This is a genomic window from Pantoea sp. BL1 (genome assembly GCF_000963985.1).
GTDB classification, from domain to species: Bacteria; Pseudomonadota; Gammaproteobacteria; order Enterobacterales; family Enterobacteriaceae; genus Pantoea; species Pantoea rwandensis_B.
Genome location: NZ_JZRH01000038.1, coordinates 23,531 through 44,162 on the forward strand (window position 1 = coordinate 23,531; position 20,632 = coordinate 44,162).

Annotated in this window: 19 protein-coding genes; 14 read left to right on the forward strand and 5 right to left on the reverse strand. The window is 55.0% G+C overall.

Annotation, left to right across the window (positions count from 1 at the left end):
• Positions 1 to 14 precede the first annotated feature (14 nt).
• On the reverse strand, positions 15 to 1,355 hold the full coding sequence (glpT, locus tag VH86_RS17780; protein ID WP_045833680.1) for a glycerol-3-phosphate transporter: 1,341 nt from the start codon (positions 1,353 to 1,355) through the stop codon (positions 15 to 17).
• A gap of 432 nt (positions 1,356 to 1,787) precedes the next feature.
• Between glpT and VH86_RS17785 the strand changes: the two genes are divergently transcribed.
• Positions 1,788 to 2,657 carry a carboxylate/amino acid/amine transporter gene (locus tag VH86_RS17785; RefSeq protein WP_045833692.1) on the forward strand — a complete coding sequence of 290 codons (870 nt, stop codon included), beginning with the start codon at positions 1,788 to 1,790 and terminating at the stop codon, positions 2,655 to 2,657.
• Positions 2,658 to 3,005: 348 nt separating this feature from the next.
• Here VH86_RS17785 and VH86_RS17790 read toward each other — a convergent pair whose 3' ends face one another.
• Together VH86_RS17790 and metR are read right to left on the reverse strand one after the other, a co-directional pair.
• Entirely contained in the window at positions 3,006 to 3,485 is a 480-nt protein-coding gene (locus tag VH86_RS17790; RefSeq protein WP_045815819.1) for a DUF1456 family protein, read from the reverse strand.
• 95 nt (positions 3,486 to 3,580) lie between these two features.
• Complete coding sequence (gene metR / locus VH86_RS17795) at positions 3,581 to 4,510, reverse strand: HTH-type transcriptional regulator MetR (protein WP_034827906.1); 930 nt, start codon at positions 4,508 to 4,510, stop codon at positions 3,581 to 3,583.
• Between the two features lie 215 nt (positions 4,511 to 4,725).
• On the opposite strand from metR, the gene metE reads away from it, so the two are divergent.
• Complete coding sequence (metE, locus tag VH86_RS17800; RefSeq protein WP_045833681.1) at positions 4,726 to 6,996, forward strand: 5-methyltetrahydropteroyltriglutamate--homocysteine S-methyltransferase; 2,271 nt, start codon at positions 4,726 to 4,728, stop codon at positions 6,994 to 6,996.
• Between the two features lie 38 nt (positions 6,997 to 7,034).
• Here metE and VH86_RS17805 read toward each other — a convergent pair whose 3' ends face one another.
• Positions 7,035 to 7,871 carry a dienelactone hydrolase family protein gene (locus VH86_RS17805; RefSeq protein WP_045833682.1) on the reverse strand — a complete coding sequence of 279 codons (837 nt, stop codon included), beginning with the start codon at positions 7,869 to 7,871 and terminating at the stop codon, positions 7,035 to 7,037.
• A gap of 300 nt (positions 7,872 to 8,171) precedes the next feature.
• On the opposite strand from VH86_RS17805, the gene udp reads away from it, so the two are divergent.
• The 10 genes from udp to tatD all read left to right on the forward strand — a co-directional run bounded on the left by udp (position 8,172) and on the right by tatD (position 17,633).
• Complete coding sequence (udp, locus tag VH86_RS17810; RefSeq protein WP_045833683.1) at positions 8,172 to 8,933, forward strand: uridine phosphorylase; 762 nt, start codon at positions 8,172 to 8,174, stop codon at positions 8,931 to 8,933.
• Positions 8,934 to 9,020: 87 nt separating this feature from the next.
• Positions 9,021 to 10,289 (forward strand): tetratricopeptide repeat protein, encoded by a 1,269-nt coding sequence (locus VH86_RS17815; RefSeq protein ID WP_045833684.1) that lies wholly within the window; start codon positions 9,021 to 9,023, stop codon positions 10,287 to 10,289.
• An 85-nt stretch (positions 10,290 to 10,374) separates the two neighbouring features.
• Positions 10,375 to 11,886: a DNA recombination protein RmuC gene (gene rmuC / locus VH86_RS17820; RefSeq protein WP_045815815.1), complete on the forward strand. Its 1,512-nt coding sequence runs from the start codon at positions 10,375 to 10,377 to the stop codon at positions 11,884 to 11,886.
• A 75-nt stretch (positions 11,887 to 11,961) separates the two neighbouring features.
• The gene (gene ubiE / locus VH86_RS17825) at positions 11,962 to 12,720 is read left to right on the forward strand and encodes a bifunctional demethylmenaquinone methyltransferase/2-methoxy-6-polyprenyl-1,4-benzoquinol methylase UbiE (RefSeq protein WP_038643778.1); all 759 of its coding nucleotides are present in this window, start codon (positions 11,962 to 11,964) and stop codon (positions 12,718 to 12,720) included.
• 6 nt (positions 12,721 to 12,726) lie between these two features.
• Entirely contained in the window at positions 12,727 to 13,332 is a 606-nt protein-coding gene (locus VH86_RS17830) for an SCP2 domain-containing protein (protein ID WP_038643777.1), read from the forward strand.
• Positions 13,329 to 14,966, forward strand: a complete 1,638-nt coding sequence (gene ubiB / locus VH86_RS17835; protein ID WP_038643776.1) for a ubiquinone biosynthesis regulatory protein kinase UbiB — start codon at positions 13,329 to 13,331, stop codon at positions 14,964 to 14,966. The genes VH86_RS17830 and ubiB overlap by 4 nt, the downstream gene beginning before the upstream one ends.
• A gap of 110 nt (positions 14,967 to 15,076) precedes the next feature.
• Complete coding sequence (gene tatA / locus VH86_RS17840) at positions 15,077 to 15,322, forward strand: Sec-independent protein translocase subunit TatA (protein WP_038643775.1); 246 nt, start codon at positions 15,077 to 15,079, stop codon at positions 15,320 to 15,322.
• Positions 15,323 to 15,331: 9 nt separating this feature from the next.
• The gene (tatB, locus tag VH86_RS17845) at positions 15,332 to 15,997 is read left to right on the forward strand and encodes a Sec-independent protein translocase protein TatB (protein WP_045833685.1); all 666 of its coding nucleotides are present in this window, start codon (positions 15,332 to 15,334) and stop codon (positions 15,995 to 15,997) included.
• A gap of 2 nt (positions 15,998 to 15,999) precedes the next feature.
• A complete protein-coding gene (tatC, locus tag VH86_RS17850) occupies positions 16,000 to 16,767 on the forward strand; it encodes a Sec-independent protein translocase subunit TatC (RefSeq protein ID WP_038643773.1) in 768 nt (255 codons plus the stop codon).
• 83 nt (positions 16,768 to 16,850) lie between these two features.
• Entirely contained in the window at positions 16,851 to 17,633 is a 783-nt protein-coding gene (gene tatD, locus VH86_RS17855) for a 3'-5' ssDNA/RNA exonuclease TatD (protein ID WP_045833686.1), read from the forward strand.
• Here the strand turns inward: tatD and rfaH are convergent.
• A complete protein-coding gene (gene rfaH / locus VH86_RS17860) occupies positions 17,630 to 18,118 on the reverse strand; it encodes a transcription/translation regulatory transformer protein RfaH (RefSeq protein ID WP_038643771.1) in 489 nt (162 codons plus the stop codon). The two genes, tatD and rfaH, sit on opposite strands and share 4 nt — an antisense overlap.
• A 216-nt stretch (positions 18,119 to 18,334) precedes the next feature.
• Here rfaH and pepE point away from each other — a divergent pair, with 216 nt between their 5' ends.
• Positions 18,335 to 19,066, forward strand: a complete 732-nt coding sequence (gene pepE, locus VH86_RS17865; protein ID WP_038643770.1) for a dipeptidase PepE — start codon at positions 18,335 to 18,337, stop codon at positions 19,064 to 19,066.
• Between the two features lie 74 nt (positions 19,067 to 19,140).
• Complete coding sequence (gene ubiD, locus VH86_RS17870; protein ID WP_039329276.1) at positions 19,141 to 20,625, forward strand: 4-hydroxy-3-polyprenylbenzoate decarboxylase; 1,485 nt, start codon at positions 19,141 to 19,143, stop codon at positions 20,623 to 20,625.
• Positions 20,626 to 20,632 lie beyond the last annotated feature (7 nt).

The window sequence follows — 20,632 nt, forward strand, 5'->3', positions numbered from 1 at the left end:
CCGGCCCATTCTCGTTATGCCATCTGCTTCTTGTGCTTATGTTCGCTGATCATGGTGAGCAGCAGTAAAATCACGGCTAACACCGATCCGGCAATCATCACCATGAAGCCACCATCCCAGCCGAAGTAATCCACGGTGTAACCGACAATCGCACTGGCTGCCACCGATCCGCCAAGATAACCAAACAAACCGGTAAAGCCCGCGGCAGTACCAGCGGCTTTTTTCGGCGCCAGCTCCAGCGCGTGCAGACCAATCAGCATCACCGGGCCGTAAATCAGGAAACCAATGAAGATCATGCACAGCATATCGATACCTGGATTGCCTGGCGGGTTAAGCCAGTACACCACCGTCGCGATGGTCACCAGCGTCATAAAGAACACGCCGGTCGCGCCACGATTGCCTCGGAACACCTTGTCCGACATCCAGCCGCACAGCAGGGTGCCGGGAATGCCTGCATATTCATAGAAGAAGTAAGCCCACGAAGATTTATCCAGCGTGAAGTGCTTCACCTCTTTCAGGTAAGTGGGTGACCAGTCGAGAATGCCGTAACGCAGCAGGTAGACAAACACGTTAGCCAGCGCGATATACCACAGCAGCTTATTGGGCAGGATGTACTGCATGAAAATCTGCTTTGCCGTTAACTCCTGCTCGTGGTTGTCGTTGTAATCGGGCGGGTAGTCGTTCTTGTAAGCTTCAATCGGTGGCAGGCCACAAGACTGCGGCGTATCGCGCATCAGGGCAAAGGCAATAATGGCGATGAGGATGGCACCAAACGCCGGCATATAGAGTGCGGCTTTCCAGTCGTTAAACCACGCCATACCCAGCAGGAACAGCAGTGGGGGAATGCCGCCGCCCACGTTATGGGCGCAGTTCCACACCGAGACAATCCCGCCGCGCTCCTTCTGTGACCACCAGTGCACCATGGTGCGCCCGCATGGCGGCCAACCCATACCCTGAAACCAACCGCACAGGAACAGCAGCACAAACATCACCATGATGCTGGAGGTGGCCCACGGCACAAAACCCATAAAGAGCATCACCGCAGCCGCCAGAATCAGTCCGGCAGGTAAAAAGACGCGCGGATTTGAACGGTCAGAGACGGAACCCATGATGAACTTGGAAAAACCGTAGGCGATGGAGATTCCGGACAGCGCAAAGCCAAGATCGCCACGCGAAAAGCCCTGCTCAACTAAATAGGGCATCGCCAGCGCAAAGTTTTTACGGACCAGGTAATAGGCGGCATAGCCAAAGAAAATGCCGATGAAGATTTGCCAGCGTAGCCGACGATAAAGCGGATCGACACGATCGTCAGCGACTTGCGGCTGATGCGGTGCCGGTTTGAAGATACTCAACATGAATGTGGCCCTCCAGGGCGCGATATTTTTATAAATTCCCAGCAGGTTGGGTCAAATCCCTCTGGCGTAACAACAAAACCAAAGTTCCATTTCGCGCAAAGGATAGTGATGGTTACGCTACGTTACTGTGATGTGTGACACAATTGTTACAGTTTGATGACATTAAAGAGCGATATAAACCAGAAAATGTTGGTATTCGCGCATGAAGCGTCGGGGTTTTTGGGGTTGGGAGGGAAATCCGTTGCTGCGTCGAATGACATTCACTGCATCCGCAATCCGCGAGCTGATTTCGGCAGTGGACCTCATCTCAATGAGTGGCGGGGATCTGGCGATTTATTTGATTTTAATTTGACCACTCGTCAACCAGAAATTTCAGCCCGTCCACGACAGTTTGTTTACACTAGCGCCACTGTTCATTTTGGGATCAATACCGTGCTGTTACTGATCGTTACCACCATTTTGTGGGCTTTTTCCTTTAGTTTGATAGGGGAATACCTTGCGGGCCAGGTTGACTCCTGGTTCTCTGTGTTGATGCGCCTTGGGTTGGCTGCGCTCGTTTTTTTGCCCTTCCTGCGCTGGAAGGGCTATCGCGCCTCAACCATCCTGCTGTACATGCTGGTGGGAATGCTGCAACTCGGCGTCATGTATCTGCTGAGTTTTGAGGCTTATACCTACCTCAGCGTGACAGAATTCCTGTTGTTTACCGTGATGACGCCGCTCTACGTCACGCTCATTTACGATTTGCTCAGCAGACGTCGGCTGCGCATCGGCTATGCCTTCAGCGCGCTGCTGGCGGTAGCCGGTGCGGCCATCATTCGCTATGACAAAGTTAGCGATCATTTCTGGTTCGGTTTGCTGCTGGTGCAGGCGGCAAACATCTGCTTTGCCATCGGTATGGTCGGCTACAAGCGCCTGCAGGAAACCCGCCCAATGCCGCAACACACGGCCTTCTCGTGGTTCTATCTTGGCGCGGTGATCATCGCCATCATTGCGTGGAGCTTGTGGGGTAACCCGAACAAACTGCCGACCACCTCACTGCAGTGGGGCATTCTGGTGTGGCTGGGCGTGGCGGCTTCCGCGCTGGGCTATTTTATGTGGAACTACGGTGCGACGCAGGTCGATGCCGGTACGCTGGGCATCATGAACAACATGCACGTGCCGGCGGGCTTACTGGTGAACCTGGCGATCTGGCAGGAGAAACCGCACTGGCCGAGCTTTATTGCCGGGGCGATTGTCATTTTCGCTTCACTTTACGTGCACAAGCGTTGGGTAGTGGGGCATGTCGCTAAAAGCGATGCCTAAATGGCCGAGCTGAATGGCTAACAAGCTCGTTGCTTTGCGCTATCTTCGAATAAGCAGCACCTAAGCCAGCGGGAAGATACAGGTCGCTACGAAGAGTGAAGCGTCCGATCCACAGGGAAGTAAGATTCTTTCGTGATCGGAGCGGCCTGCATCTGACCTGATATCAAAGCGACGCTCAAAGCTTAAGGGAAGGGATAGCGTGGCAGAGGAGCAAAGCGTCCGAGCCATGGATGGCGAGGCCGATCCACAGGGATGTGGGATTCCTTTGCGATCTGCCACGCTATCCCTGACTGAGCGCTAGCACATAGCAATCAGCCCTTCCCTGACAGAGCACAAAATCAGCAGCGATTACGCCTTCTTAGCCGGCCCTGGACGATTCATCATCGTCAGTCCCTTCAAAAAGTTACGCAGAATCTGGTCACCGCACTCGCGGTAGTTCTTATGATCTGGATTGCGGAAAATCGCACCGACTTCAGCCTGTGAAATCTTAAAGTTTGCCTTCTCCAGCACCACGGGAATATCCGTGGTCTTCAGCGCAAACGCGATACGCAACTTCTTAATGAAAATATTGTTATTCATACGGCGTTCAACCGAAGGTGCGGGCGCATCTTCACTCTTACCGCGACGGAAGAAAATCAAACCGTTGAGGAAATAGCCCATCAGCACGTCCGGCAACTTACGGAACGCCGCATCCTCATCCTTCTTCATCCACGCCTGCACATCCTCCAGCGGCACTTCACTGCCCGCTAAGGCAAAAATCTCCACCACTTTGCTATCGCTTAAATCAAGCATATAGCGCACGCTGCGCAGAACATCGTTACTCGTCATGGTGAAACTCTCTTGGTCGCGGATTGAGGCGGCGCATTATAGAGCAGGCCGGGCAGGGATAACAGCACGGGCGACACAGGTCGCCCAAGAGATGATCAAGAAATTGACTGCAATGAACCCGGGCGAGCGGCATCGCGTACAAACGGCAGATGGTCACAGGCGTGCTGGCGGGCGAAGCGCACAAAGGCTTCTAACACCGGCTGACGCTGCTCACCATCGCGCACGGCGGCATATAAACGGCTCCACAAACCCTCACCCAATGTTTTGGTCACCACCAGACCCTGCTTTTCAAAACTCTCCACCACCCAATGCGGAAGGGCCGCAATACCCATCTGTGCTGACACCATCTGAATCAGCAACAACGTATTGTCCACACTCTTCAACGCCGGACTGATACCTGCAGGCTGCAGGAAATGACGCCAGATATCGAGACGCTGACGCTGCACCGGATAGATCATCAGCACCTCATCGGCTAAATCTTCTGGTGAGATATGTTCCAGCTTCGCCAGCGGATGGTCCGGGGCCAGCACCAGACGCACCTCAAAATCAAACATCGGCGTATAGAACAAACCGCTGCGCGGCAGGATATCGGAGGTCAACACCACATCCAGTTCGCCCTGCTGCAAGGCGGGCTGGGGATCAAAAGTCACACCCGATTTAAAATCGACCACCACTTGCGGCCAGCTCTGGCGGAAATTATTGAGGGCCGGCGTCAGCCACTGAATGCAGCTGTGGCACTCAATGGCAATGCGCAGCGTGGTCTGATGCGGCTCGTGGCATGCCTGCAACGCCTGCTGAATCTGCGGCAAAATCTGCTCGGCCAACTGCAGCATGATTTCCCCCTGCGGCGTAAACCGCAACGGCTGGCTCTTGCGCACAAACAGGCGAAAGCCCAGCCGCTGTTCCAGATCGCTGAACTGATGAGATAACGCCGATTGTGTCTGATGAAGCTGAGCGGCGGCAGCGGCCAACGAGCCGGTATTCTGCAACGCCTGCAGCGTTCTCAGGTGTTTGAGTTCGATCATGAGAGTCCTTCACATCGAGATTGAACAAATTGCGCTTGAGGAACATACAGTACCCGCAGATTATGGCGGTGTAAACATCTGGACGGCTAAACATCTCAAGCAAGCGCCACCGCCACATGACTTTCGTCCAGTTCAGGCGTTCAGCGGACGGCAATTTCACTCGCTGGATGAACGTAAACGGGCTCGACCCGTTAAGCATATCTGGAGATCACTAAATGACCATTCTGAACCATACGCTCGGTTTCCCTCGTGTCGGTCTGCGTCGTGAACTGAAAAAAGCACAGGAAAGCTACTGGGCAGGCAACAGCTCACAGGAAGCACTGCTGGCCGTGGGGCGCGAGCTGCGCGCTCGTCACTGGCAACAGCAGAAAGACGCGGGGGTGGATCTGCTGCCCGTGGGCGATTTCGCCTGGTACGATCATGTGCTGACCACCAGCCTGATGCTGGGCAATGTGCCGGCGCGCCATCAGAACCAGGATGGATCGGTCGATCTCGATACGCTGTTCCGTCTGGGACGTGGCCGCGCACCCAGCGGCAAACCTGCCGCCGCCGCTGAAATGACCAAATGGTTCAACACCAACTATCACTATATGGTGCCGGAATTTACGCAAGGCCAGCAGTTCTCACTGAGCTGGACACAGCTGCTCGAAGAAGTGGACGAAGCATTGGCGCTGGGTCACCCGATCAAACCGGTGCTGCTGGGACCGGTCACTTACCTGTGGTTGGGCAAAGTCAAAGGTGAGCCGTTTGACCGCCTGTCGTTGCTGAAAGCGATTCTGCCGGTCTATCAGCAAGTGCTGGCTGAACTGCATCAGCGCGGTGTTGAATGGGTGCAGATAGATGAACCCGCGCTGGTGCTGGAGCTTCCACAGGAATGGCGTGAGGCGTTCAAGCCTGCCTACGATGCGCTGCAAGGTCATGTAAAACTGCTACTGACGACCTACTTTGACAGCATTGGTCAAAATCTCGATGTGATTAAGACGCTGCCGGTTCAAGGTTTGCACGTTGACCTGGTGCATGGCAAAGATGACATCCAGCATATTCACCAACAACTCCCCGCTGACTGGCTGCTTTCAGTCGGGGTGATCAACGGCCGCAATGTCTGGCGTGCCGATCTCAGCCGCTGGTTCGATCGCCTGAAACCGCTGGTCGGGCAGCGTGAAAATCTGTGGATGGGTTCCTCCTGCTCGCTGCTGCACAGCCCGATCGATCTCAGTGTCGAAACCCGGCTCGATGCGGAAGTGAAAAGCTGGTTTGCCTTTGCTTTACAGAAGTGTGCTGAGCTGAGGTTGTTGAGCCAGGCGCTCAATAATAACGATGCGGCCTCGCTGACGGAGTGGAGCGCGCCGATTCGTGCTCGTTCTCATTCTTCGCGCGTGCACAATGCCGCAGTGGGTGCACGTCTGGCGAATATTCAGGCCAAAGACGTTGAGCGCGCCAGTCACTATGACGAACGTGCCAAAGCGCAGCGGCATCGCTTTAATCTGCCTGCCTGGCCGACCACCACGATTGGATCCTTCCCGCAAACCACCGAAATTCGCGGCCTGCGACTCGACTTCAAAAAAGGCAATATCGATGGAGGCCACTATCGCACCGGCATCGCGGAGCACATCAAGCAGGCGATTGCTGAGCAGGAACGGCTCGGGCTGGATGTGCTGGTGCACGGCGAAGCTGAGCGTAATGACATGGTGGAATACTTCGGCGAAAACCTCGATGGCTTCGTGTTTACGCAAAATGGCTGGGTGCAAAGCTATGGCTCTCGCTGTGTGAAGCCGCCGGTGATCATCGGTGATGTCAGTCGTCCGCAGCCGATTACCGTTGAGTGGGCGAAGTACGCGCAATCGCTGACTGAAAAGCCAGTGAAGGGTATGCTCACCGGCCCGGTCACGATTCTGTGCTGGTCATTCCCGCGTGAAGACGTGACGCGGGAAACCCTTGCTAAACAGATTGCACTGGCGCTGCGTGATGAAGTGGAAGACCTGGAAAAAGCCGGGATCGGGATCATTCAGATTGATGAACCCGCTCTGCGCGAAGGCTTACCATTGCACCAGTCGGATTGGGCGGCGTACCTGACCTGGGCAGTTGATGCCTTCCGCCTCAACGCGGCTGTGGCGCAGGATGAAACGCAGATCCACACGCACATGTGTTATTGCGAGTTCAATGACATCATGGATTCGATAGCGGCACTGGACGCGGACGTGATTACCATCGAAACCTCACGCTCGGATATGGAATTGCTGGATGCGTTTAAAGCGTTCGAATACCCGAACGAAATTGGGCCCGGTGTGTATGACATTCATTCCCCGAACGTACCCAGCGTAGAATGGATTGAAGATCTGCTGCACAAAGCGGCGCAAAGCATTCCGCCCGCACGTTTATGGGTCAACCCGGACTGCGGTCTGAAAACCCGTGGCTGGAGTGAAACCCGGCAGGCGCTGGCGAACATGGTGACCGCCGCGAAAAAGCTGCGCGCAGAATCGGCGTAATCGCGATAAACAGGGGCGCCGTGCAGCGCCCCTTGTTATTACGCGTTGGGTGCAACGCCATACTGCTTAAACCAGGCCAGCATCCGTGCCCAGCCATCAGCGGCTGAGTCAGCATGGTAGCTTGGGCGATAATCGGCATTAAACGCGTGTCCCGCTTCCGGATACACCACGATCTCCGCTTTGGCATTGGCGGCATGCAGCGCCTGACGCATCTTATCAATGCTCTCTAACGGGATGCTCTCATCCTGACCGCCGTACAGTCCCAGCACCGGAGCGTTAAGATCGACAGCCACATCGATAGGATGTTTTTGTTGTTTGAGGGTTTTCTCACCCTCTAACCGACCATACCAGGCCGCCGCCGCCCGCACCTGCGGATTGTGCGCGGCGAACAGCCAACTGATGCGTCCGCCCCAGCAGAAGCCCGTGATTGCCATGCGACGAATATCGCCATCGTGTCGTGCGGCCCAGTTGGCAACGTGATCGAGATCGGACAGCACCTGAGAATCGGGCACCTTGCTGACCAGTTCTTTGAACAATGTCGGGATATCACTGTAGTCACCAGGATCGCCTTCACGGAAATAGAGCTCAGGTGCAACCGCCAGATAACCTTCCAGCGCCAGACGACGGCAGATATCTTTAATATGCTCGTGAACGCCAAAAATCTCCTGCACCACCAGAATCACCGGCAGCTTGCCTTCATAGGATTTGGGGCGGGCATAATAAGCTGGCAGGTTCTCTCCCTGGCTGGGAACAGACGTTTCACCGGTGTGAATAGCGTCACTGACGGTGGTAATGGTGCTGCTGGCGATGGGCTGAACGGCTGGGGCAAAGCCGCCGGCTGCTGATTTTTGTGCAATATTGTCTTCGGTTTTCATTGTTCTCTCCGTGCTAGCAAGTGCGCAATCACGTAACTATAGCCTGGCCTAGGAGCAAGGCTGACGTAGGGTTCAGAGGGATGTGTACTTATGTTCTTCTTCTCTATTAACACCGCCACCCGAACTTACGCAGTACCGCTTGTAGCAATTCGGAATTGCCGAGCTGCAATGTGTGATGAGAGTCACATAATAATTTCCTGATAATGTAAGTTTCATTGTCGATGGTGAAATAAATCACATATTTATGTGGCGCTCTCACGTAGAGTGACACGCATATCCCTTATCTATCAGGAGTCTGTTATGGCCCAGTCTGACGTTTTCCACCTTGGTATCACTAAAGCCGATCTGAAAGGAGCCACACTGGCTATCGTTCCCGGCGATCCGGAGCGTGTGAAAAAAATCGCTGCGCTGATGGATAATCCACAGCATCTGGCTTCGCACCGTGAATTCACCACTTACCTCGCGGAAGTGGATGGCAAGCCGGTGGTGGTATGTTCTACCGGTATCGGCGGTCCATCGACCTCTATTGCGGTGGAAGAACTGGCGCAGCTCGGCGTGCGCACTTTCCTGCGTGTGGGCACGACCGGGGCGATCCAGCCGAATATCAATGTCGGCGACGTGCTGGTGACCACTGCTTCGGTGCGTCTTGACGGTGCCAGCCTGCACTTTGCGCCGATGGAGTTCCCGGCAGTGGCCGATTTCACCTGCACCACCGCGCTGGTGGCCGCAGCAGATGCCTGCGGTGCCAAAACGCACATCGGTATTACCGCTTCTTCTGACACCTTCTACCCGGGGCAGGAACGTTACGACACGTTCTCAGGACGTGTGGTGAATCGCTTCCAGGGCTCAATGCAAGAGTGGCAGCAAATGGGGGTTCTTAACTATGAGATGGAATCCGCTACACTGTTAACCATGTGCGCCAGTCAGGGGCTGCGAGCGGGCATGGTGGCGGGTGTCATCGTTAACCGAACGCAGAAAGAGATCCCGGATGCCGCGACCATGAAACAGACCGAAAGCGATGCGGTGAAAATTGTTGTAGAAGCCGCGCGTCGCTTAATTTAGTGCGCAAGGCAGCAGGTATTACGGATAAGGAATTCCCTGCTGCCATCACATTGCGCACGTTTTTCAGCTGATACTGAGAAAACAACTATGCGCAAAACGGTTTCTGCTCCGCGTCCTGCCTTTAATCCTACTCCCGCTGCTGCGCAGTCTCGTATTGAGAGCGTGGCAGCACGTTTCCGCCAGGCGATGGCGGTCTCTGATTTCCCCGTGGCACGTCAGTGCTGTGAAGAAGTTTTGCGCGTCATGCCGCAAAATATGCAGGTACTGAGTGACTATGCGCTGACGCTAATGCGCGTGGGGGAGTACAAAAAATCCTACAAAACTTATCAAAAGATCTATCAGGCATCGGCAGCGCAGCGTGCGCAGGCTTCCGACACCTGGCTCGATGGCTTAACCGAAGTGTGTGGCTGGCTGGAAAAGCACGATGAAGTGGCACGTTACGGCCGCGAGTCGCTGGAGAAGTCTGACGCGATCTTTCGTCAGGGCCACACAGTGGCTTATCCCTCAGAAGCGCCGCCGTCTTTCAATCCCACGAATCCAACTGAAAATATCATCTCTTTCAGTCTGTATGGCGGCCAACCGCGCTACTGTGAAACGCTGATCAAAAATATCGACGTTGCGCGCGAGTTCTATCCCGGTTGGATGTGTCGCATCTATCTTGACGACAGCGTGCCGCAACATGTCTGGCAGCGTCTAAAGCAGCCGAATGTCCAGTTAGTGGATATGTCACATGAGAAGACCATATTCCCGACGCTGTGGCGCTTTCTGGTGATGGATGATCCCCGCGTAAAACGCTATATCGTGCGAGATGCGGACTCCCTGCTGTCGGAGCGTGAAGTGGCGGCGGTAGAAGCCTGGCTGCAATCGCCATGCTGGTTCCATCATATGCGTGATTACTTTACGCATACCGAACTGCTGCTGGCGGGCATGTGGGGCGGCTGTCATGGCGTGTTCCATAACGTTGAGCAGCAGATCCGCGACTTTATCGGCCAGTACAGCGGCAGTGAACGCTTCACCGATCAGTACTTCCTCAAAGTGGCGTTGTGGCCGACGGTGCGCGAAAGCCTGCTGAATCATGACGATATCTTCCGATTCCATCATGCCCAGGCGTGGCCCGCACACCCGCCAATTCGCTGGCAAACCGAGCGTTTTCACGTCGGCAGCAACGCAGGATATTCCAGCATGGCGGGCAAGGTGGAGAATGTTGATAACGGCTGGCAGCAGGTTGAACTCACTCACAATGGACAAAGCTGGTGCTATCCCGCCAAAGTGAAGGGCAGTGAATGGCTGTTGCCGATGCCGTTTTTCCTGATTGATGCGTGGAAAGCGGGTGATTTGACGGTGAAAGCGCTGTAAATCCTACGCCAGCTACACAACAGTCTGGACATTCATACAGTAGCGACTTACCTTTTCCCTCAGCGAAACGATCCGCGGGGGGATTATGGATCAGCAACTTATCATTAGCGGCGCACTGGCGCTGGCCGGACTGGGCCTCGGCTGGATTTTGGCCCAGTTGCGTGCCGGACACCAGTACGCCAGCTTCACTACCGAACGCCGCCTGCTGGAAGAGGCGCAACAGCGCCAGCAGCAGCAACTCGAACTGTTACAGCAGCAAATTCAGCAGCGCGAGCAAGAACTGCGGCAGCTTCATGGCACGCTTAGCGGTGCACAGGAACGGCTGCAACAGCTCGATTACTGGCGTGGTGAGAGCGAACAGCTTAGCCGGGAATTACGTAATCAGCTGGAAGTGAACAGTGCGCAGGAAGCTGAACTGCGTGAAGTCACCATCCGTTTAGAAGAGACGCGTTTTGGCGCAGAAGAGAAGCAGCGCCTGCTCACTAACAGCGAACAGCGTCTCAGCGCACAGTTCGAGAATCTGGCCAACCGCATCTTTGAAAACAGCGGACGTCGGGTGGATGAGCAAAACCGGCAGAGCCTCAACGGGCTGATTGGTCCGCTGCGTGAACAGCTGGATGGTTTCCGTCGTCAGGTGACGGATAGCTTTGGCCAGGAAGCACGCGAACGCCATACGCTGGCCCATGAAATTCGTCAACTGCAGCAGTTGAACGCGCAAATGGCGCAGGAAGCGGTCAACCTCACCAAAGCGCTAAAAGGCGACAATAAAATCCAGGGCAACTGGGGCGAAGTGGTGCTGGCGCGGGTGCTGGAAGCCTCCGGTCTGCGTGAAGGCTACGAATACCAGACGCAGGTCAGCGTGCAGTTGGAACAGCAGGGCAGGATGCAACCGGATGTGATCGTGCGGTTGCCGCAGGGCAAGGATGTGGTGATTGACGCCAAAATGACGCTGGTGGCTTACGAACGCTATTTCAATGCGGAAGATGAAGCCACGCGAGAGCAGGCGATTCAGGAGCACGTCAACGCCATGCGCGGCCATATTCGGCTGCTGGGACGAAAAGATTATCAACAATTGCCCGGTTTACGCTCTCTGGATTATGTGTTGATGTTTATTCCGGTCGAGCCCGCGTTCTTGTTGGCGATTGATCGGCAGCCAGAGCTGATCAGCGAAGCGTTGCAGCAAAACATCATGCTGGTCAGCCCGACGACATTACTGGTGGCACTGCGCACCATCAACAACCTGTGGCGTTATGAGCACCAGAGTCGCAATGCACAACGCATCGCCGACCGAGCTACCCGGTTGTACGATAAAATGCGACTGTTTGTGGATGATATGAGCGGTATCGGTCACAGCCTCGATAAAGCGCAGCAGAGTTATCACCAGGCGATGAAAAAACTGTCAGAAGGGCGCGGCAATTTGATTGCGCAAAGCGAATCCTTCCGCGCGTTAGGTGTGGAGATTAAACGGCCGATCAATCCCCAATTGGTGGAGCAAGCGCAACCGGAAGAGGCGGGCGAAGATTGGGCGGACGATCCCGAGCCCAATGAAAATGTGGCAGATTCTTCCGCCGCTTCTCTGCGCCGCATCAACGAATAGCACGGTGGTCGCGTGCTCGCGTAGCGCGACTCTGATACACTTCGGCAAGAATTGTTTGTGGAACAGGTAAACCCGATGGCAGATGAATCACAGCAGGAAACTACCCATTTTGGCTTTCAGACCGTCGCGAAAAGCGAAAAGGCCGATAAAGTCGCGGACGTGTTTCATTCCGTAGCGGCAAAATATGACCTGATGAACGATTTGATGTCGTTTGGCATCCATCGTGTCTGGAAGCGTTTTACCATCGACAGCAGCGGCGTGCGTCGTGGTCAGCGTGTGCTGGATCTGGCCGGCGGTACCGGTGATTTGACAGCAAAATTCTCTCGCCTGGTGGGTGAGACGGGTCAGGTCGTTCTGGCTGATATCAACAGCTCGATGCTGAAGATGGGCCGCGAGAAGCTGCGCAATATGGGCGTGTCAGGCAACGTTAGCTATGTGCAGGCCAACGCCGAAGCGCTGCCGTTCCCGGATAACTATTTCGATTGCATCACCATCTCTTTCGGTTTGCGTAACGTCACCGAAAAAGAGAAGGCACTGGCCTCGATGTTCCGGGTGCTGAAACCAGGTGGACGCTTGCTGGTGCTGGAGTTTTCCAAACCGCTGCTGGAACCGCTGAGCAAAGCCTACGATACCTATTCCTTCCACATCCTGCCGCGTATTGGGCAACTGGTGGCGCAGGATGCCGAAAGCTATCGCTATCTGGCAGAATCGATTCGTATGCATCCCGACCAGGAAACCCTGAAGGCGATGATGAACGATGTGGGTTTTGAAAATACCACCTATTTCAACATGACCGGCGGTATTGTGGCGTTGCATCGCGGCTTTAAGTTCTGATTGATCATGACTTTTACCCCGCTTATCACGGGCGGCCTTGAAACCGCCCTCAATCGTGTTCTGTATCGTGATCGCAGCCTGAAAGCCGCGCGTCAGCGTCTGGTGGGTAAAGTGCTTATGCTGCGCCTGCAGGAACTGGATTTCCCGCTGGTGCTGGTGTTTAGCGAATCCCAGCTGGATGTGTTGAGTGACTGGCAAGACAGCAGCGATTGTAGTGTCAGCTTACGCCTCAGCACTTTGCCAAAACTGCGCGATCGCCAGCAGCTGACCAGTTTGATCCGCAGCGGCGAGCTGGATGTGGAAGGCGATTTACAGGTCGTGCAGCAATTCTCCGCACTGATGGATCTCGCCGAACTCGATCCGGCCGAGTATTTGGCTCCATGGATCGGCGACATTGCCGCGCAGGGTGTCAGTCAGGCCGCTCAGCAGGCGCTGAAGTTTGTGCAGCAGCAGGTGACGCGTCGGCAGGATTATCTCGGTCAGGTGCTGACGGAAGAGTGGCGTGTCGCCCCCGGCGCACTGGAGCTGGCGTGGTTCTGTGAAGAGGTTGAAGCGATGGAACGTTCGCTTAATGCGTTTGAAGCGCGTTTAGCACAGCTGGAGGCGAAATGACGCTGGGAGAAATTCGGCGCTTATACTTCATCATCAAGATCTTTCTGACTTACGGGCTTGATGAACTGATCCCCCACATGCGCATCACACTGCCGCTCCGCATCTGGCGGCGCTGCATCTTCTGGATCCCTAACAAGCACAAAAATGAATCGACGGGCGTGCGTATTCGCCTGGCGATGGAGCAGCTTGGCCCGGTGTGGATTAAATTTGGCCAAATGCTGTCAACGCGCCGCGATCTCTTCCCACCGGCCATCGCCGATGAACTGGCGGTGTTGCAGGACCGCGTGGCGCCTTTTGATGGTCTGAAAGCCCAGCAGCAGATTGAACAATCCATTGGCGGCCCTGTCGACACCTGGTTTGACGACTTTGATATTAAGCCGCTGGCTTCTGCGTCTATCGCGCAGGTGCATACGGCCACGCTGAAGTCTAACGGCCGTGACGTGGTGATCAAAGTGATTCGCCCGGACATCCTGCCGGTGATCAAAGCGGATATGAAGCTGATTTACCGTATGGCGCATTGGGTTCCTCGTCTGTTGCCGGATGGTCGTCGTCTGCGCCCGGTTGAAGTGGTGCGCGATTACGAAAAGACCCTGATTGATGAACTCAATCTGCTGCGCGAGTCGGCGAACGCTATTCAGCTGCGTCGCAACTTCGAGCAGAGCCCGATGCTGTATGTGCCGGAAGTGTTTTCAGATTACTGCAGCGAATCGATGATGGTGATGGAGCGCATTTACGGCATTCCGATTTCCGATGTGGCGACGCTGGAGAAGCATGGCGTCAACATGAAGCTGCTGGCAGAACGCGGCGTGCAGGTGTTCTTCACCCAGGTGTTCCGCGATAGCTTCTTCCATGCGGACATGCATCCCGGCAATATCTTCGTCAGCTACGACCATCCAGAAGATCCGCAGTACATCGCGATTGACTGCGGTATTGTCGGTTCGCTGAATAAAGAAGATAAGCGCTATCTGGCGGAAAACTTCATTGCCTTCTTTAATCGTGACTACCGCAAAGTGGCGGAACTGCACGTGGATTCAGGCTGGGTTCCCCCGGATACCAATGTAGAAGATTTTGAGTTCGCCATTCGTACCGTGTGTGAGCCAATTTTCGAGAAGCCGCTGGCTGAGATTTCATTTGGCCACGTGCTGCTGAACCTGTTCAACACGGCGCGTCGCTTCAATATGGAAGTGCAGCCGCAGCTGGTGCTGTTGCAGAAAACGCTGCTGTACATTGAAGGCATTGGCCGTCAGCTCTATCCTCAGCTCGACCTGTGGAAAACCGCAAAGCCGTTCCTTGAAGATTGGATCAAAGATCAAATCGGCATTCCTGCCATTCTGCGTGCGGTGAAAGAGAAGGCGCCATTCTGGGCCGAAAAACTGCCGGAGCTACCTGAACTGTTCTACGACAGCATGCGTCAGCATAAATTATTGCAGCACAGCGTCGATAAACTGGTCAGCGATATGAATGCACAGCGCACGCGCCATCACAAGGCACGTTATCTGTTTGGCGTAGGGGCTACACTGTTATTAAGTGGCACCGCAGTGCTGTTAAGTCGACCCGACTGGGATTTCTTCCCAGCGCTATTAATGGCCGCTGGCATCGTCACCTGGCTGATAGGCTGGCGCAAGACAAACTGATTGTTTGCCTGGTGCAAATCGCGTAATGTCGCAGGCTAAAGCCCGAATTCATACGGGCTTTCTGTGCGTTTCAATTCAAAGTTTTTCACAGAATATTAGAGGCATATCTCATGGGCGGTATCAGTATTTGGCAATTGTTAATCATTGCCGTCATTGTTGTTCTTCTGTTCGGTACCAATAAACTTCGTAACCTGGGTTCGGATTTAGGTTCTTCCATTCGTGGTTTCAAAAAAGCCATGGGCGATGAAGACGATAAAAAGGATCAGCCGAAAGAGCAGGACGCTGACTTTAACGCCAAGACTCTGGCAGACAAACAGCAAACCTCGGCGAGCAAAGACGACGCCCGGGACAAGTAAGGGTTAACTGTGTTCGATATTGGTTTTAGTGAACTGGTATTGGTGTTCGTTATCGGGCTGATCGTTCTTGGCCCGCAACGATTACCGGTTGCGGTGAAAACCGTCGTCGGCTGGATTCGGGCGATTCGCTCCCTGGCTGCTAACGTGCAAAACGAACTGGCGCAGGAGCTGAAACTGCAGGAATTGCAGGACAGCCTGAAAAAGGTCGAAGAGGCGGGTCGTGGCTCGCTTTCGCCGGAACTGAAAGAGTCGATGGAAGAACTGCGTAAAACCGCCGCCTCGATGAAGCGTTCTGTGCAGCAGAGCATCGATATCGAGAAAGCGGAAGATGAAGCGAATACCATTCATCAGCCGTCTTCTGTATCCGCACAATCTGTCACGGCGAGCCAGCCGCCGGTTACCCCAGCGGCCGCAGAGCACCAGGCCAGCGCACCGGCTCAGGCACCTCAGACGGTAACGGCAGAGCACCAGGCCAGCGCACCGGCTCAGGCACCTCAGACGGCAACGGCAGAGCACCAGGCCAGCGCACCGGCTCAGGCACCTCAGACGGTAACGGCAGAGCACCCGGCCAGCGCACCGGCTCAGAAACCTCAACCGGTAACAGCAGAGGCTGCGGCACCTGTTAATACCGCGCAGAATGCGACGCCCACTCCCACCGTAAAAGATGAAAGATAAACATGGCCGTTGAAGATACCCAACCGCTCATCAGCCACCTGATTGAGCTGCGTAAGCGTCTGCTGAACTGCATTATTGCGGTGTTTGCTATCTTTTTGTGCCTGGTTTATTTCGCCAACGACATCTATCACTTAGTGGCTTCGCCGCTGATTAGCCAGATGCCGGCCGGTGCCAGCATGATCGCCACCGACGTGGCTTCACCGTTCTTCACCCCCATTAAGCTCACCATCATTGTTTCGGTGTTCCTTGCGGTGCCGGTGATCTTGTATCAGGTGTGGGCTTTTGTGGCGCCTGCGCTGTATCGCCATGAGCGTAAGCTAGTGATGCCGCTGCTGTTCTCCAGTACGCTGCTGTTCTACGTTGGCGTGGCTTTCGCTTACTTCATCGTGTTCCCGCTGGCGTTTGGCTTCTTCGCCAAAACCGCGCCGCAGGGCGTCACCATCGCCACCGATATCACCAATTACCTCGACTTCGTGATGACTATCTTCATGGCGTTTGGCGTGGCCTTTGAAGTGCCGATTGCGATTGTCTTGCTGTGCTGGACGGGCATTACGTCGCCAGAGGATTTGAAAAAGAAACGTCCTTACATGCTGGTTGGCGCGTTCGTTGTTGGGATGTTGCTCACACCGCCGGATGTTTTCTCGCAAACTTTGCTCGCTATTCCGATGTACTGCCTGTTTGAAGTCGGCGTATTCTTCTCCCGTTACTATGTGGGTAAAGGGCGCAAGGCGTCAGATTCAGAGGATGAGGAACAGAACACCGAATCCTGACAAGGCATCCCCGCAAGCGAGCGGGATGAGCGTTAAGAATCTAAACCGCCCACACATTGGGCGGTTTTTATTTGGGAGAAGACATGTTTGATATCGGTGTAAACCTGACCAGCACGCAATTCGCAAAAGATCGCGATCAGGTGGTTAAACGCGCGCGCGAAGCAGGCGTCACCGGCCTGCTGATTACCGGCACTAATGCGCTGGAGAGCCAGCAGGCGCGTCAGCTCGCGGCACAGCACCCAGGCTACTGCTGGTCTACAGCCGGCGTGCATCCGCATCACGCCAGTGAATGGTCGGCAGAGACGGCGAACACGTTGCGCCGTCTGGCTGAGAGTGAACAAGTGGTGGCGATCGGTGAATGCGGCCTCGATTTTAACCGCAATCTCTCGGCGCACGACCAGCAGGAGTACGCCTTTGATGCACAGCTGGCGCTGGCAGCGGAGTTACAACTGCCGGTGTTTCTCCACTGCCGCGAAGCGCACGATCGTTTTGTTGCGGTGCTGGAGCCGTGGCTGCCGAAATTGACGGGCGCGGTGGCACACTGTTTTACCGGCACGCGTGATGAACTGGAATCGTGTCTGGCCTTGGGTTTATCGGTGGGCATTACCGGCTGGGTGTGCGATGAGCGTCGTGGCCTGGAATTGCGTGAGATGCTGCCACTGATTCCAGCCGAGCGTCTGCTGCTGGAAACCGATGCGCCTTATCTGCTACCGCGTGATATGCATCCACGGCCGCCTTCGCGTCGAAACGAGCCATGTTTCCTGCCGCATATTGTGCAGCAGGTGGCGAACTGGCGTGGGGAAGAGGCTGAAGCGCTGGGTGCGCAGGTCAATCACAACGCACGTCAGCTGTTTAAACTGGCTTAAAGCTTACGGAACTGTTTGTTGTCGACGCTGCGCATCACTTGTTTGTTGAGCAGGTTCAGCAGTAACACCGAGCGGGTTTCGCCATCAGGCTCGGCAAAAATAGCGCGCAGCCCCTCAAAAGTCCCTTCGGTGATGATCACTTCATCACCGCTTTGTGGCGTTTCTGGATCCAGCATAATTTGCGGAACATCGGTTTGCAGCGCTTCAATCACTTCGCTGGAGACCGTTGCCGGTTGCGCGCCAAAGCGCACAAAGTGGCTGACGCCGCGTGTGCTGCTAATGGTGGTGGTGTGAATCGCTTCCGGATCGAATTCGATAAACAGATAGTTGGGGAACAGCGGCTCACTCACCGTGGTGCGTTTACCGCGAACAATCTTTTCCAGAGCGATCATCGGGCTGAGGCAATTCACCTCCTGCCGCTCAAGATGCTCTTTCGCGCGCAACAGCTGTCCACGTTTGCAATAGAGTAAGTACCAGGATTCCATAACTGCTCCCAAATATTGGACGCTAAGAATAACAAACCTGTTGTCAGAGTTATAGCGCATCGGCCAGTGGAAACGCGGCTGTGAAATAAAAATCACTACGAATTTTCCGATTGGTGCGGCTTATTAACGCTTTCTTGCAAGAAAATTGACGGCTGATGACCATCTGTATCAGACTCCTTCCCCACCTTTCGCTCTCATTTGAAAAAGGACTGGCTGATGGAACTGTTCTTATTAAGTAATGGCAAAGTGGCCGATGACGCGCCACTGCTGAGCTACGCTCACCCACAACTGCACGCAATGATCGCCCAGCGCGGCATCACCTCGGCCGTACTGGTACCCTACGCCATCATTCGCGGTGACCATGCGCAGCGTGCGCAAGACCTGTCTGACTCATTGGGTATTCAGGTGCGCACCGTACACGAGTTTGACTCTCCGGTGGCCGCAATTGACCAGGCGGAGTTAATCCTGGTGAGCGGGGGCAACACCTGGTTCCTCAATCAGATGCTGCACGAGCACGGGCTGATCGTGGCGATTCAACGTGCCGTGCGTGAGCGAGATGTGCCTTACGTCGGCTGGAGCGCCGGTTGCAATGTGGCCACGCCATCGATTCGTACCACTAACGACATGCCGGTGCGCAGCAGCGTGGTTCTGCCTGCATTAGGCCTGTTCCCGGTGCAGATTAACCCACATTACCTGGATGCTCACGTCAGCGGGCATATGGGGGAAACGCGTGATGAGCGTCTGGCGGAGTTCTGCGCCGTCAATCCACATGAGTCGGTGATCGCTCTGCGAGAAGCCAGTTTCCTGCACGTCAGTGAAAACCGCCTGCGTTACTACAGCGCGCGCGGCGAAGACTTTAAAGTGTTCCGTCATGGTGAGCCAATCGCCGCACATCACGATGTGCTGGCCATTCAATCGCTGGTGCCTTTCTCCTGTCAGCCAGCTTGAACCACAAACCACAACACGCCAGCGTGAATCAGACCTATAATGGCCAATTCACTCTGGCTGGAAGCTAACGCCGCATGAAATATCAGGATTTACGAGACTTCCTCGCGTTGCTGGAGCAGCGCGGCGAGTTAAAGCGCATCACTCAGGAGATCGATCCTGAGTTAGAGATGACTGAAATTGCCGATCGCACCTTGCGTGCTGGCGGTCCGGCGCTGCTGTTTGAGAACCCGAAAGGGTACGACATGCCCGTATTGTGTAACCTGTTTGGCACACCTAAGCGTGTGGCGATGGGCATGGGGCAGGAAGAGGTCAGCGCGCTGCGTGAAGTGGGCAAGTTGCTGGCGTTTCTGAAAGAACCTGAGCCGCCAAAAGGTTTCCGCGATCTGTTCGATAAAATGCCGCAGTTCAAACAAGTGCTGAACATGCCGACCAAGCGCCTGCGCAATGCACCGTGCCAGGAAGAGGTTTTCAGTGGTGATGATGTCGATCTGTCGCGCATTCCGGTGATGAAGTGCTGGCCGGGCGACGCCGCGCCGTTGATTACCTGGGGCTTAACCGTCACGCGTGGTCCGCATAAGGAACGTCAGAATCTGGGTATTTATCGCCAGCAGGTGATCGGCAAAAACCGCGTGATCATGCGCTGGCTGTCGCATCGCGGCGGCGCGCTGGATTTCCAGGAGTGGTGCAAAGCCCATCCGGGCGAACGCTTCCCGGTGTCCGTGGCGCTGGGCGCCGATCCCGCCACGATTCTGGGCGCAGTGACGCCGGTGCCCGATACGTTGTCGGAGTATGCCTTTGCCGGTTTGTTGCGCGGTAATAAAACCGAGGTGGTGAAGTGCCTGTCTAATGATCTTGAAGTGCCAGCCAGCGCAGAGATCGTTTTAGAAGGTTACATCGAACCGGGTGACATGGCGCCAGAAGGCCCTTACGGCGACCACACAGGCTACTACAATGAAGTAGACAGCTTCCCGGTATTTACCGTGACGCACGTAACGCAACGTCGCAACCCGATTTATCATTCAACGTATACCGGTCGTCCGCCGGATGAACCTGCGGTATTGGGTGTGGCGCTGAATGAAGTGCTGGTGCCGATTCTGATCAAGCAGTTCCCGGAAATTGTCGATTTCTACTTGCCGCCGGAAGGCTGTTCTTATCGCCTCGCGGTGGTGACGATCAAGAAGCAATATGCCGGGCATGCCAAGCGCGTAATGTTTGGTGTCTGGTCTTTCCTGCGCCAGTTTATGTATACCAAGTTTGTGATCGTATGCGATGACGACGTCAACGCACGTGACTGGAACGATGTGATTTGGGCGATCACTACGCGTATGGATCCGGCGCGCGATACCGTGATGGTGGAGAATACGCCAATTGACTATCTCGACTTCGCCTCTCCGGTTTCCGGCCTGGGCTCGAAGATGGGACTTGATGCCACCAATAAGTGGCCGGGCGAAACCACTCGCGAATGGGGTACACCGATTGTAAAAGATCCGGCGGTGACCGCGCGTATTGACGCAATTTGGGATGAGTTAGCTATCTTTGCCGAGCCGCCGCAGCGCTAAAGGCGGC